Here is a 14,347-nt window from a genome sequence, read left to right as displayed (position 1 = left end):
AGCAACCTCTCCAAACCACCGCTCCCGCCGGTAGATCTCACGCAACCACCCCACCTGCCAATACGTTGCGCGCAACCGCCGACCTGGGGCTGGTCTTTCTATTCTTCATTCGGGAGTCTTACGAAGAAATTCCGGACGAATCTGGCCCGAAAACCCCGCAGCTCGTCCTTCCATTCTTCGTTGAGCCACCCAATGAAGAAATTCCGGACGATCGCAGGTCAGGGGTTGTCCGCAACCTATCCGGAACCGCACACGACCCACCCCGGCCAGCCCCACCGCCTAGCCTCACAACCCATCCCGACCAGCCCAACACCCCAGCCCCCGAACCCCGAACCCCGACTCACAGGCGCCCCTACTCTTCGTCCTCCAAGGAAGCCAGGTCGCGCACCTGCTCGATATAGTTCATCAGCTCGTCCGTACCCACGGTCTTCACTTCAGCGACCTGCTCGGACAGGGAGGTCAGTTCTTTAATGGCGGCTTCAGCCCCCAGCGTGGACCCGGACACGGATTGCACCAGTTCTTTCAGGTCGTCGCTTTGGTGGTGGTCTGCCATGCTTTCGCGCCAGCCGACCATGAGTTCCAACGGTTCGCGCAACTGCCCCACCAGCATTTCGATGTCGGCGTTGACGGTCTCCGCCAGCGCGGCTAGCTTCTCCGCGGTTTCCCACATGGTGAGGATGTCCACGTCGAGGGCGTCGGCCAGCAGCCGGATGCCGCGTTCTGCGGATTCGTCCATTTCATCGTGGGCGGCGAGCTCCTCGATGAATTGCACCACCATCGTCGTGTGCAGGCGGGCCAGCGCGATGGTAAAGCGCGATTGTTCGATTTGCCCGTCGAAGTCTTCCAGCTGGCGTTGCAGGTGTTCTACGTGCTCGTTCGCGCTATTGCGCATTTCCACCCACTGCTGTAGGGGGGCGAGTGCTTCCTCGTACCCCTCGTCCAGCTTCTCAATCAGCCCGACTATCGACGCCGTGACCTCAATGTCCCTGCCCAACCTGCGGCGCGCGCGGCGCAACATTAGGGACAATCGCTCGAGGGGTTCCAGCCCCCGCATCCACTCATCCAGTTCGCGGAACACCCCGTGCACATTGTCTTGGAGATCCCCGAGTTTGCCGCTGGCGGTGCGTTCCATTTCGATGGGCGGGGTTTCCGCCTCGCGGGTAAGCACTTCCATGGGCAGTATTGCGTTCTGGAATTCCGAATAGCTGGAAAAGCCGGCTTCCTTCACCAAGGCCAGGAGGCGTTCCGCGCCGGACGCGGCGATTTCACGCCGCACGGTGACCGTCTCGGCGAGTTCCTTCTCGTGCTCCAAGGTGGCTTCGTAGATTTCGAACACTACATCCCGGACGTCAACGCACATGGGACGGGAGCGCACCGAAAGGAAACCGCCATTGGGCAGCGGTGTCACCGTCGCGTACACATCATAGCGGCTGCCATCTTTTGCCCGGTTTCGCACGTACGCACCAAAGGGCTGACCCGCTTTCAACGTGGCCCACATGGCATGAAAGGTGCCACCCGGCATGGCTGGGTGACGAATCACGTTATGTGGAGCGCCCATGAGCTCTTCGATGCCATACCGAGAGAGATCGATGAAAACCTGGTTGGCTTCCTTGATCACTCCCTTGCCATCGGTCACGGAGAAGAATAGTTGATCCGCTCCGAACTCATGAAACGGCTCAGCTGCGTTCACGTTATTCATAGGTACCCTATCTCGATAATCTGCATGCGACTGTCGCTTACCGCTTACGAATAAATTCGTTGAGCGCAACTGAATTTACACAGACGTAGCAGAGTCGACCGTCAAGATAATTCGCAATACAACATATGCTAACACAGCAGAAGTCGAACAAAAACGTTGACACAACCACTTAGCTATCAACGACACTCTAGTTGATCCATCAAGTCGATAAAGCGGCCAATACGGCGGGCGTTACATCGGCCAAAAACCGCCTCCTGTAGCTCAAGTGTTCTGCAATGAACAATAACTCCGCAAATACAAAAGTATCTCATCTGACACCGCCGCACAGACGTTTCTTACCTGCCTGTTACCGCCCCGGCCCGCCCGCACAGAACCGCTCAGCGGACGCGTCCGCGGCCGACACGAACACCCACCCAAAACACCCCCCAATCGGCCACCCCCACGAGGCCTCCGAGACCCCGAATCAATGAGACCCAAATCACCTCTGCAGCCGCGTTCGCAGGCACCCCCATCAATACCCCTACCGGGGTAGCGCACCGGCTTTCATGCTGTCGCATGCGCCCCAACCTGCAAGTTTTAACTACCAGTCCGATAGGTACCCACGATGTTCCCAGCTGGCGGCACGCTCCAGGTTTTGCGCTGTTGAGAAATCCCCAGAACAGCCCTCGCGTCAAACCGGCCCCCATTCTCACGCCCTACTTGCGGGTAGGAAAATTGCTGGCGATCCAACCACTCCACACATATTCACATTGCGCACTATCTGCAGGTCAGGGCCTTAGCTTCATGCACATTTCGACGCCCTGCGGCAGTGCCGCCAAGTTGCAGCTTTGCCGCAGGTCAGGGCATGAAACATCAGGTCAGCTACACTTTGATCACTCCCCCTTGCAATTTGTTTTCGGGCCTGTTTGCCAAACCAAGTAGAAAATAAACTATCTGTTCGTACGCAATTAATTTATGCAATAACACTTAAAATGACAGCGGCTTAGACAATGTTTCCATGCGAACAAATACAACATCGCTATAAAGCGAATACGTGAGACGGATACGAACATATGGAGCACACGAATTACCAGCTCTTAAATCGCATTTCGATTTCCAACAATTTCGCAATAAACCCCCACGAAAACCCTGGTCGCGATATTTTTATATTTTACAACCATGGCCAACGTGTCACGCACCACCGGCCCAAGGTTCACCCACCCAAATACCCCAAATTGGCTGGTCAGAGCATTTTTTATCGGTTTTGGCCCCCACGCGGCCACGCGCCGCAAGCATGTGGAAATCACCCTATTGAAGCCCGTAAAGCTGAGAAATGCATTAAAGATTATGTGTTTACGCTCAGGAATTTGCGTGTGTGTAAACCACTTTCCCGGCGCCTCAATGCAGCGCGAACTCGATACAAACTCGCCCCAAAAATCTGCCTCAGGCAGATCTGACATGGTGGTTTTGCGTTCCTGCGGAAACACCGACGCTAGGACCCAGGCGTGTCGAATCTGCCTCACCAAGGGTTTCGGGGGCCGCCGGGCAGCACGAAGCCCCTGTACCTCTCCCACCCACTGGGAGGCCGTGTACAGGGGCTTTGTCTTGAACTAGCAGACCTTAGGGTGCGTTAGAACGTCTCCTCCAGCGGGACGGACGCGCCGGTGAAGTCACCGAAGGTGTCGTCCCCGTAGATGGAGTCGCCGTAGGTACTGATCGAGTAGGCGGCGTTGCGCGCCGTCTCGGTCGGCTTGACGGAGATATTGCGGTACCGGGCGATACCCGTGCCCGCCGGGATCAGCTTACCGATGATCACGTTCTCCTTGAGGCCGATGAGCTTATCGGAGCGCTTGTTAATCGCGGCGTCGGTAAGCACACGCGTGGTCTCCTGGAACGAAGCAGCGGAAAGCCAAGACTCGGTAGCCAGCGACGCCTTGGTAATACCCATAATCTCGCTGCGGAGCTCGGCGGGCTGGCCGCCACCCTGGATAGCCTCGGCGTTGGCCATCTTCGCCTCGGAGAGGTCCACAAGCGTGCCGGGCAGGAACTCCGTGGAGCCGGACTCGATGACCGTGCCGCGGCGCAGCATCTGGCGGATGATGATCTCGATGTGCTTATCGTGGATGGCCACACCTTGGGCGCGGTACACGGCCTGCACTTCGTCGATAAGGTGCTGCTCGACGCCGCGCCGGCCGAGGACCTCCAGCACATCGTGCGGGTCGGCGGGGCCACGCAGCAGACGCTCGCCCACCGTCACATGGTCGCCTTCCTGAATGGTGCGCTCGATGAAGTTACCGGGGTTGGACTCCATCTCCACCTTGATCATGGCCAGGCCCTGGCGCTTGGACAGCTTCTCATACACCACATCGTCCGAACCGTCGTCCGGGGTGATGGTCATGGTGTAGAAATTGCCCTCATCCTCCAGGTGCACGGTGCCCGCCACGGAAGCGATGGGCGCCTTGTTCTTGGGCACGCGGGCCTCGAACAGCTCCTGCACGCGGGGCAGACCACCGGTGATGTCGCCACCGACACCGCCCTGGTGGAAGGTACGCATGGTCAGCTGGGTGCCGGGCTCGCCGATGGACTGCGCGGCCACGATACCCACGGCCTCGCCGATATCCACCTGCTTGCCGGAGGCCATGGACTTGCCATAGCACTTCGCGCACACGCCGGTGGGCGTCTGGCAGGTGAGCACGGAACGCACCTTGATCTGGGTGATTCCGGCGGCCACGAGGGCGTCGATTTGCAGCTCGCCGAGGTCGGTACCGGCGGCGAGCACTACCTCGCCATTGGCGTCCTTGGCGTCGGCGGCCAGCACGCGGCCGGTCACGGAGGTTTCCACAAGGCCATGGCGGGCGTAACCCGTAACGGCACCGGTGGCGTCCTTGACCTCGACCGCAACCGGGACCTTTACGCCCTGGCGGGTGCCGCAATCCTCCTCGCGGACGATCACATCCTGGGCCACGTCCACCAGGCGGCGGGTCAGGTAACCGGAGTCGGCGGTGCGGAGCGCGGTATCGGCCAGGCCCTTGCGGGAACCGTGGGAGTTATTGAAGTACTCCAACACCGACAGGCCTTCGCGGAAGGAGGTCTTGATCGGGCGGGTGATGTACTCACCCTTGGAGTTCACCACCATGCCCTTCATGCCAGCCAGGGTCCAGATCTGGCGCATATTACCGGCGGCACCGGACTTCACGATCATCGGGATCGGGTTGTCATCCGGGTACAGCTCCTCCACGGCCTTACCCACGGTGTCGGTGGCGTCCTTCCACAGCTCCACCAGGCGGTCGTAGCGTTCGCGCGGCGTCAGCGCGCCCATGATCCAGTACTTGCGTTCGATCTCGCGGGCTTCCGCCTCGTAGCGGTCCAGGATCTCTTCCTTATTCGGAAGCACGAGCACGTCGGACATGGTGATGGTCACGCCGGAGCGGGTAGCCCAGTAGAACCCGGCGTCCTTCATCTTGTCCATGGTTTGTGCCACGGTGATCATCGGGTAGCGCGCGGACAGGTCCGTGATCACATCGCCGAGCATGATCTTGTCGGAGCCGCCGCCCTTACGCACCATCACGCCTTCGAGGTACGGGTAGTTCCACGGCAGCAGATCATTGAACATGACGCGACCCAGGGTGGTATCGGCCAACCAGGTGTCGCCCTTGTTCCAGCCTTCGGGGAATTGCTCCGCCTCCACGTCCGCTGGCGGGCGCAGGTGCGAGATGCGCACCTTGATGGGCGCCTGCAGGCCGAGCACGCCGCGGTCGTAGGCCATGATGGCCTCGGCCACGGAGGAGTACATGCCCTTGGCGGGGCCGTCTTCCGTGGCGGGCTCGTAGGCGCCTTGGCCGCCGAACTCGTCCGGGCCCTTGGCCAGGGTGAGGAAGTACAGGCCGGTCACCATATCCAGGCGCGGCATGGCCAGCGGCTTGCCGGACGCCGGGGACAAGATGTTATTGGAGGCGAGCATCAGGATGCGGGCCTCGGCCTGCGCCTCCGCCGAAAGCGGCAGGTGCACGGCCATCTGGTCACCGTCGAAGTCGGCGTTAAAGGCTTCACAGGCCAGCGGGTGCAGCTGGATCGCCTTGCCTTCCACCAGCACCGGCTCGAACGCCTGAATGCCCAGGCGGTGCAACGTAGGCGCACGGTTCAGCATCACCGGGTGTTCGGCGATGGCCTCTTCTAGCACGCCCCACACCTCGGGGCGTTGCCGCTCCACCATGCGCTTGGCGGACTTGATGTTCTGCGCGAACTCGTTTTCCACGAGGCGCTTCATCACGAACGGCTTGAACAGCTCCAATGCCATGAGCTTGGGCAGGCCGCACTCGTGCAGGCGCAGCTGCGGACCCACGATAATCACGGAACGGCCCGAGTAGTCCACGCGCTTACCCAGCAGGTTCTGGCGGAAGCGGCCCTGCTTGCCCTTGAGCAAGTCGGACAGGGACTTCAGCGGACGGTTGCCGGGGCCCGTCACCGGGCGGCCACGGCGGCCGTTGTCGAACAGCGCGTCCACGGATTCCTGCAACATGCGCTTCTCATTGTTCACGATGATCTCGGGCGCGCCGAGCTCGATCATGCGCTTGAGGCGGTTATTGCGGTTGATCACGCGACGGTACAGGTCGTTCAGGTCGGAGGTGGCAAAGCGGCCACCGTCCAGCTGCACCATCGGGCGCAGCTCCGGCGGGATCACCGGGATGCAATCCAGCACCATGCCGGCGGGGTCGTTGCCGGAGCGCTGGAACGCGGCCACCACCTTGAGGCGCTTCAGGGCGCGCATCTTCTTCTGCCCCTTGCCCTCATTAATGATCGTGCGGAGCTCTTCCGCCTCCGCGTCCAGATCAAAGTTGCGGATCAGGGTTTGGATGGCTTCCGCGCCCATGCCGCCGGTGAAGTAGTCCTCGTAGCGGTCCACCAGCTCGGAGTAGATGTTCTCATCCACGATCATCTGCTTCGGAGCCAGCTTCACAAAGGTGTTCCAAATTTCGTCCAGGCGATCGATTTCGCGCTGGGCGCGTTCGCGGATGTGCTGCATCTCCTTATCCGCGGCGTTTTGCACCTTGCGGCGGGCGTCGGCCTTGGCGCCGGCTGCCTCCAGCTCGGCCAGGTCCTCCTCCAGCTTTTGGGCGCGCTCGGCCAGCTCGGATTCGGCGTCCGCCTCCACGTCCTTCTTCTCCAGCAGCATTTCGGCTTCCAGAGTGGTCAGGTCGTTGTGGCGCGCCTCCTCATCGACGCTGGTAACGATGTTCGCAGCGAAGTAGATAATGCGTTCCAAATCCTTGGGCGCAAGGTCCAGCAAATACCCCAGGCGCGAGGGCACGCCCTTGAAGTACCAGATGTGCGTCACGGGCGCGGCGAGCTCAATGTGCCCCATGCGCTCGCGGCGGACCTTGGACTTTGTCACTTCCACGCCGCAGCGTTCACAGATAATGCCCTTGTAGCGGACGCGCTTGTACTTACCGCAGGCGCATTCCCAGTCGCGGGTGGGACCGAAAATACGTTCGCAGAACAGCCCGTCCTTTTCCGGCTTCAGAGTGCGATAGTTGATGGTCTCCGGCTTCTTCACCTCGCCTTTCGACCAGCGACGGATATCGTCGGCGGTAGCGAGGCCGATGCGGAGCTCGTCAAAGTAGTTGACGTCGAGCACGAATATTTCCCTTAGGGTTGAAAGTTTTTAAGAACTATGTGTGTGTATTCGCCCCGCTTTTCGACGCCCGTCCCTCCCGCAGCGGGGGCGCGGAAGGCGCGGCGTCGATAAGCATGGACCTTGAGCTCTTAAGCGATGTCGGCGTCGGAGCGTTCGTCGCGGGACAGGTTGATGCCCAGCGAGGCCCCAGCCTGATCGAACTCGTCGTCATCAGAGGTGCCCAGCTCCATGGGGGTGCCGTCCGCGGACAACACTTCCACGTTCAGGCACAAGGATTGCAGCTCCTTCAGCAACACCTTGAAGGACTCCGGGATGCCCGGATCCGGAATGTTCTCGCCCTTCACAATCGCCTCGTACACCTTGACGCGGCCCACCACGTCATCGGACTTGATGGTAAGCAATTCCTGCAGCGTGTAGGCCGCACCATACGCCTGCATGGCCCACACCTCCATCTCGCCGAAACGCTGGCCACCGAACTGCGCCTTACCACCCAACGGCTGCTGGGTAATCATGGAGTACGGGCCGGTGGAACGGGCGTGAATCTTCTCGTCCACCAGGTGGTGCAGCTTCAGGATGTACATGTAGCCGATAGACACCGGGTAGGGGAACGGCTCGCCAGAACGACCGTCGATAAGGTTCGCCTTGCCGTTGCCATCCACCAACACGTCGCCGTCGCGGTTCGGGCGGGAACTTGCCAGCAGGCCAGCGAGCTCCTCATTGGTGGCGCCGTCAAACACCGGGGTTGCTGTGAGCGAACCGGCCGGAACATCATAGAGCTCCTCGGGAAGCATATCCATGAGTTCCTGCATCTCCGGATTCTCCGTATCAATCTTCCAGCCGGCGGCGGCCAGCCAACCCAAGTGCACCTCCAGCACCTGGCCGATATTCATACGGCGCGGCACACCGTGGGTGTTCAGGATAATGTCCACGGGAGTGCCGTCCGGCAGGAAAGGCATGTCTTCCTGCGGCAGGATCTTGCCCACCACGCCCTTATTGCCGTGGCGGCCGGCGAGCTTATCGCCGTCCTGGATCTTGCGCTTCTGAGCCACGTACACGCGGATCATTTCGCTCACGCCGGGGGCGAGATCGTCCTCCTCATCGCGGGAGAAACGGCGAACGCCGATGACCTTACCGGTCTCACCGTGCGGGACCTTCATGGAGGTATCGCGCACCTCGCGGGCCTTTTCGCCGAAGATGGCGCGCAGCAGGCGCTCCTCCGGGGTCAGCTCCGTCTCACCCTTCGGGGTGACCTTGCCGACCAGGATGTCGCCGTCACGGACGTCCGCGCCGATGCGGACGATACCGCGCTCGTCGAGGTCCTTCAGAACCTCCTCCGAGACGTTCGGAATCTCGCGGGTAATCTCCTCGGCGCCCAGCTTGGTGTCGCGGGCGTCAATCTCGTGCTCCTCGATATGGATGGAGGTAAGAATATCCTCCTCCACGAGGCGCTGATTCAGGATAATGGCGTCCTCATAGTTGTGGCCCTCCCACGGCATGAACGCGACCAGCAAGTTGCGGCCAAGCGCCATCTCACCTTGAGCGGTACCGGGGCCGTCCGCAATAACCTGGCCAGCTTCAACGCGGTCACCCACGTCTACCAGCGGCTTCTGGTTATAGCAGGTGCCCTGGTTGGTGCGCTGGAACTTGCGCAACATATAGGTATCGCGGATGCCATCATCACCCATCACGGTAATGAAATCGGCGCACACGTTCTCCACGGCGCCGGCCTTCTTGGAGATCACCAAGTCACCGGCATCGTAGGCAGCACGAAGCTCCATGCCGGTACCCACGAACGGCGCCTCGGAACGCACCAGCGGCACGGCCTGGCGCTGCATGTTCGCACCCATCAGGGCGCGGTTCGCGTCATCGTGCTCGAGGAACGGAATCATGGCGGTAGCCACCGACACCATCTGGCGTGGGGAAATATCCATGTACTCGATGCGGGAAGAATCGACGACCTCAATGTCGCCGCCCTTCATGCGCACCACCACGCGCTCGACGGTAATATTGCCGTCCTTGTCATAAGGCGTATTGGCCTGGGCCACCACGAAGCGGTCTTCCTCGTCCGCGGTGAGGTAATCGATCTGCTCGGTGAGCTTGCCGTTTTCCACCTTGCGGTACGGGGTTTCAATGAAACCGAACGGGTTCACGCGGGCATAGGAAGACAACGAACCGATCAAACCGATGTTCGGACCTTCCGGGGTCTCGATCGGGCACATGCGGCCATAGTGCGAGGGGTGCACGTCGCGGACCTCAATGCCGGCGCGCTCGCGGGACAGGCCGCCGGGGCCCAATGCCGAAAGGCGGCGCTTGTGGGTCAGGCCGGAAAGCGAATTGTTTTGGTCCATAAACTGAGACAGCTGAGAGGTACCAAAGAACTCGCGGATAGCAGCCGAAACGGGGCGCACATTGATCAGGGAGGTCGGGGTAATGGACTCCGCATCCTGGGTGGTCATGCGCTCACGCACCACGCGCTCCATGCGGGACAAGCCCACCCGCACCTGGTTTTGGATCAACTCGCCGACGGTACGCAGCCGGCGGTTACCAAAGTGATCAATATCGTCGACCTCAACCGGAATGATCTCGCCGGTGGGCGAATGCATGGTGGATTCGCCGGCGTGCAGGCGCACCAAGTACTCGATGGAGGTGGCAATATCCTCCTCGGTGAGCACCATCAGGCCCTCGCGGTCACCGCCGAGACCGAGCTTGCGGTTGATCTTGTACCGGCCGACCTTGGCCAGGTCATAGCGCTTCGGGCGGAAGAAGCTATTCTCCAGCAGCGATTCCGCAAGGTCACGCGTCGGCTGCTCGCCGGGGCGCTGCTTGCGGTAAATCTCCAGCAGGGCCTCATCCGTATTGGACACACCATCGGCTTCGAGGGTGGACATCATGATCTCGGAGAAGCCGAAACGCTTCACAATGTCATCGGTGGTCCAACCCAGCGCCTTCAGCAGCACGGTGACGGGTTGGCGGCGCTTCCGGTCGATGCGCACACCGACCGTATCGCGCTTATCCACATCGAACTCCAGCCAGGCACCACGGGAGGGGATGACCTTGACGGAGTGCAGCGGACGCTCCGTGGACTTATCGATCGACTGATCGAAATACACGCCCGGGGAACGCACGAGCTGAGAAACAACGACACGCTCGGTGCCGTTCACAATAAAGGTGCCCTTCTCCGTCATCATCGGGAAATCGCCGATAAACACGGTCTGGGACTTAATTTCACCCGTTTCGTTGTTCACAAACTCCGCGGTCACGTACAGCGGAGCTGAATAGTTGATGTCTTTTTCTTTGCACTCATCGATAGAGTTCTTCACATCCTCGAAGCGGGGCTCCGAGAGTGAGAGCGACATTTTTCCGGAATAATCCTGAATCGGGGACAGCTCCTCGAGGATATCCTCAAGGCCGCTGGTGACCCGCGTACCCTCGGCCGCTTCGGCCTTCATACGCTCACGCCATTCAGGCGTGCCAATGAGCCATGCAAAAGACTCCAGTTGTAGGTCGAGTAAACCCGGAACCTCGATCGGCTCCGTGATTTTCGCGAACGAGTATCGCTGCGGAGCTCCGGGGATTTCGGCCACTGACTTGGTCTGGCGGGAGACTGCCAAGATGCGTCCTTCCAGCACCTCACGCGGACAAACGACGCCCCTTCAAGTGGGTAAGGCCGCCGCCGACCGCTGATTTATTGAGCATTCGGTCTGCTTCAGGAACCAACGTGCCGCGGATAGCGCTAAAGGACCTTGTCAAGTCGGGTTTTTTCGCCCATATGATCAAGGTCTGACACAATACGTGGACACGGATTCCAGCGCAACGAAACAGCTTATACCAAACCACAGTAGATGTAAAGGTAACGGGGTGGGGTGAACTTAGCAGACCGTCAGGTTAGGAACGCAACCGATGCCGCATCCGCCGCGGCTTGACCTCCCGCGGATCCCATAAACCGAACACTCCAACCAATCCAACAATGGCCATCATTCCGCCGAGGGCCGTCGCCCCATAGAGCGCCATGCGGATCCCAGAGCCGTCCGACACCGAATCCACCGCCTCGACCAGAGCCCGCACCGAATCCTCCGTGCCCTGCCCTTCAAACTTCAAAACCGCCTGACGTTCTTCACCGTCTTCCGTGCCATAGAAATCATGAATGCTTTCGTGCACATCCAACACGACTCCAGTGACTTGGTCAACCATATATTTTCGTTCGGCTTTGTGGTAAAAGAACAACGGCGTGACCGATCCATCCTCTTCGGGGAACTCTAGTGCGGGATCCTCACCCACCTTTGTTGGGGGCACATGCTGCACAAACACCCGCGCCGGCCTACCGAACACCTCGGTGGGCTCACCCTCTTTAGCAACGAAGCCCTTGCGCAGCGTGGGATCAAATACTTTCACCTCGGAGGAGGTAGGAAACTTCACCCACACCCCCTCCAGCGGCATGTGCGCCACCGGGTCCGCCGGGGAGAATGCCACCACCGCGTCACCGACGGCGGCGCCCGTATCACGATCCATGCGATAGCTCCACACTTCCGCACCGATCAAACGCTCATTATCCGCAGACTTGCTATCGCGCAAGAGTGTGGTTCCCACGCGCACGGTTACCGAAGTTTCGTCTGAAGGTTCCATAAGCCCCACGTGAATCTGCTTCACCACCGCGGCCTCCACCGCCTGCTCCTCCTTGGGGTCCGGCACCGTGGCTTTCGCGTCCCGCAATGTGAGCGTGGTGGCCGGGAAATCCAGCGGCAGTCGCCCCTCAGGAACCAGCCACTGCGGCCCGCCCAGCCCGAGAATGAGCAGGGCAACGCCAAGGCCGACGAGAAGCGCTGAGACAATTCTGGATTTGGGCAGCATGAGGCACATTTTAGCCGTTTGACAGCACATTGTTCACACCGGGCCGCAGGCCGCAGCGCAACCCCCACTGATAAGCTGCGCCTATGGAAAACACTCGTTCGCACGCCAGGTTCGGGATCGCCTTAGCCCTCGCAGCGCCACTGGCGCTCTCCGCATGCGGCCTGCTTCCCACATCCTCAGACGAAACCACTGCGGCCACCACCACATCGGCCACCAGCACCAGCACATCGGCCAGCACCACCACGTCCGCCAAGACCGCCGTGAGTTCCACCATCACATCCACCAGCAGAAGCACCAAAACAACAATAAGCTCCCCAAGCAAGGCCAACAGCGCATTCCTGGAGCTGCCCGAATCCATCGCGGGCGTGCCGCAACAATCGCAGGAAGTGGATAATCCCAACAACACCGCGACCATTTTCTACGCCAACGACACCCAGGAATTCCGCGTCCGCGCCATCCTCGCAAACCCCCCGATCATCGATGAGGATCAAGCCGAGGTCCGCGAAGGCTTTGTGGACAATTATCTCAACCAAACAAGGCTTAATTTCCCCACCCGCTCCATCAGCGCCCGCAATTTCACGTTCCTCTGCGCCGAGGGCACGGACCCCTCCGATTCCAACACCCACAAGGGCATCTGCGCCACCACATTCGGCGACCGCATAGTCGAATTCCAGTTCTTCACCAGCGCCAATGTTGGCGACCCCGAACAACGCACCCACGAGATCGCAAGGGGCCTCGCAGAAGCGCTCAATTCCCTCCACGCATAACGCGCGCGGAAGCCTGGCCTATCGCGGCGTCGATAAGCGAAAACCCCGCCTACCTAGGGCAAGCGGGGAACACGTGTGCAAACGTGGAATTACTTCAGGGAAACCTTGGCGCCGGCGTCCTCAAGCTTGGTCTTGGCGGCCTCAGCGTCCTCCTTGGAAGCGCCCTCGATGATCGCCTTCGGAGCGGACTCGACGAGCTCCTTGGCCTCCTTCAGGCCCAGGCCGGAAACGAGCTCACGAACAGCCTTGATCACGCCGATCTTCTTGGCGCCAGCGTCCTCGAGCACGACGTCGAACTCGTCCTTCTCTTCGGCGGCCGGAGCGTCAGCAGCAGCGCCAGGAGCGGCAACGGCAACCGGAGCGGCAGCGGTAACATCGAAGGTCTCTTCGAACAGCTTGCGGAACTCGGAAGCCTCGATCAGGGTCATTTCCTTGAAAGCTTCGATGAGCTCTTCGGGGGTAAGCTTAGCCATGGTGGCAATCCTTTCAATTTTGCTGGGCGCTCGCCCTAGCTGGTGCACCCCGCCAGGGTTAAAACGCGCCCAAAGTTTGGGGGTAATAGCGCGGAGCGAGCTTACTCGCCCTGCAATTTTTCTTCGTACGCAGCGAACAGACGCGCCAGCTGAGAAGCGTGGGCATCGAACAAACCTGCGGTGTTTGCCAAGCTGCCATTGATGGCACCGGCGATCTTCGCGTAGGTGGTTTCCAGGTTGTCCATCTCGGCGATGGCGTCAACCTGTTCGGCACTCAGGAAGTTGCCGTCCATGTAGCCACCCTTGATCACGAACGCCTTGTTATCCTTGCCGAACTTCTTCAGCGCCTTCGCAGCGTCCACAGCTTCGCCGGAAATAAAGGCGACGGCGGTGGGGCCGGTAAGTACAGGATCCAGACCTTCGACGCCGGCCTGCTCTGCGGCCAGCTTGATCATGGTGTTCTTGGCGACGGAGTACTTGACATCCGGACCAAGCGCGCGACGCAGCTCAGTCGTCTGAGCAACAGTCAGGCCGCGGTATTCCGTCAACACAACAGCGGATACCGCTTCAAAACGAGCCTTCAGCTCTTCCACCGCGGCAATGTTCTTTGCGTTTGCCATTACTTCGCCTCCTTCCTCATAGAACGTATGGTGTTGATCCGCCGAGGCAGCTTTGACGCGTCGCCGGAACGAGCCGTGACACATCAAAAACGCCCCGTACAAGAGCACAGGGCGCATCGCATACAACTATGAGAATGCTCCAAGTTCTCCTGCGTGGGTCGCTTCCGTCTTCGCGCGGAAACCTTCGGCCCCGCACATCCGCGAGGCAACCGACGGTCTTCGGTGAAACTTGAACTCGGCATCGGAGCCGATCAAACTTCAATGCGTGAACCTACCCCATGGGTTGACGGAAACACAAATCCGGCCCCGCTTAGCGCCGCGATGCT

At 60.3% G+C, this 14,347-nt stretch carries 9 protein-coding genes; 1 reads left to right on the top strand and 8 read right to left on the bottom strand.

The window, feature by feature from the left end:
• Positions 1-352 precede the first annotated feature (352 nt).
• The 6 genes from CCANI_RS01645 to CCANI_RS01620 form a co-directional block, all read right to left on the bottom strand.
• Complete coding sequence (locus CCANI_RS01645; protein WP_146325660.1) at positions 353-1,699, bottom strand: PAS domain-containing protein; 1,347 nt, start codon at positions 1,697-1,699, stop codon at positions 353-355.
• Positions 1,700-2,775: 1,076 nt separating this feature from the next.
• Positions 2,776-3,138, bottom strand: coding sequence for a hypothetical protein (locus CCANI_RS01640; RefSeq protein WP_146325661.1), 363 nt, complete (start codon positions 3,136-3,138; stop codon positions 2,776-2,778).
• A 170-nt stretch (positions 3,139-3,308) separates the two neighbouring features.
• Positions 3,309-7,313, bottom strand: a complete 4,005-nt coding sequence (locus tag CCANI_RS01635; RefSeq protein ID WP_146325662.1) for a DNA-directed RNA polymerase subunit beta' — start codon at positions 7,311-7,313, stop codon at positions 3,309-3,311.
• 128 nt (positions 7,314-7,441) lie between these two features.
• Positions 7,442-10,942 carry a DNA-directed RNA polymerase subunit beta gene (gene rpoB, locus CCANI_RS01630; protein WP_146325663.1) on the bottom strand — a complete coding sequence of 1,167 codons (3,501 nt, stop codon included), beginning with the start codon at positions 10,940-10,942 and terminating at the stop codon, positions 7,442-7,444.
• A gap of 256 nt (positions 10,943-11,198) precedes the next feature.
• Positions 11,199-12,161, bottom strand: coding sequence for a cell envelope lipid trafficking protein PgfA (gene pgfA / locus CCANI_RS01625; RefSeq protein WP_186750434.1), 963 nt, complete (start codon positions 12,159-12,161; stop codon positions 11,199-11,201).
• Between the two features lie 10 nt (positions 12,162-12,171).
• Positions 12,172-12,489 carry a hypothetical protein gene (locus CCANI_RS01620; protein WP_290211529.1) on the bottom strand — a complete coding sequence of 106 codons (318 nt, stop codon included), beginning with the start codon at positions 12,487-12,489 and terminating at the stop codon, positions 12,172-12,174.
• 58 nt (positions 12,490-12,547) lie between these two features.
• Here CCANI_RS01620 and CCANI_RS01615 point away from each other — a divergent pair, with 58 nt between their 5' ends.
• Positions 12,548-12,928, top strand: coding sequence for a hypothetical protein (locus CCANI_RS01615; RefSeq protein WP_146325666.1), 381 nt, complete (start codon positions 12,548-12,550; stop codon positions 12,926-12,928).
• Between the two features lie 89 nt (positions 12,929-13,017).
• Here the strand turns inward: CCANI_RS01615 and rplL are convergent, their stop codons facing one another.
• Both rplL and rplJ read right to left on the bottom strand, forming a co-directional pair.
• Positions 13,018-13,401, bottom strand: coding sequence for a 50S ribosomal protein L7/L12 (gene rplL / locus CCANI_RS01610; protein WP_146325667.1), 384 nt, complete (start codon positions 13,399-13,401; stop codon positions 13,018-13,020).
• Positions 13,402-13,502: 101 nt separating this feature from the next.
• Positions 13,503-14,021 carry a 50S ribosomal protein L10 gene (gene rplJ, locus CCANI_RS01605; RefSeq protein WP_146325668.1) on the bottom strand — a complete coding sequence of 173 codons (519 nt, stop codon included), beginning with the start codon at positions 14,019-14,021 and terminating at the stop codon, positions 13,503-13,505.
• Positions 14,022-14,347 lie beyond the last annotated feature (326 nt).

Origin of the sequence: Corynebacterium canis (assembly GCF_030408595.1) — a bacterium.
GTDB classification, from domain to species: Bacteria; Actinomycetota; Actinomycetes; order Mycobacteriales; family Mycobacteriaceae; genus Corynebacterium; species Corynebacterium canis.
Note: the sequence above shows the minus strand (reverse complement) of the source record. Positions and strands in the feature narration are given on the sequence as shown.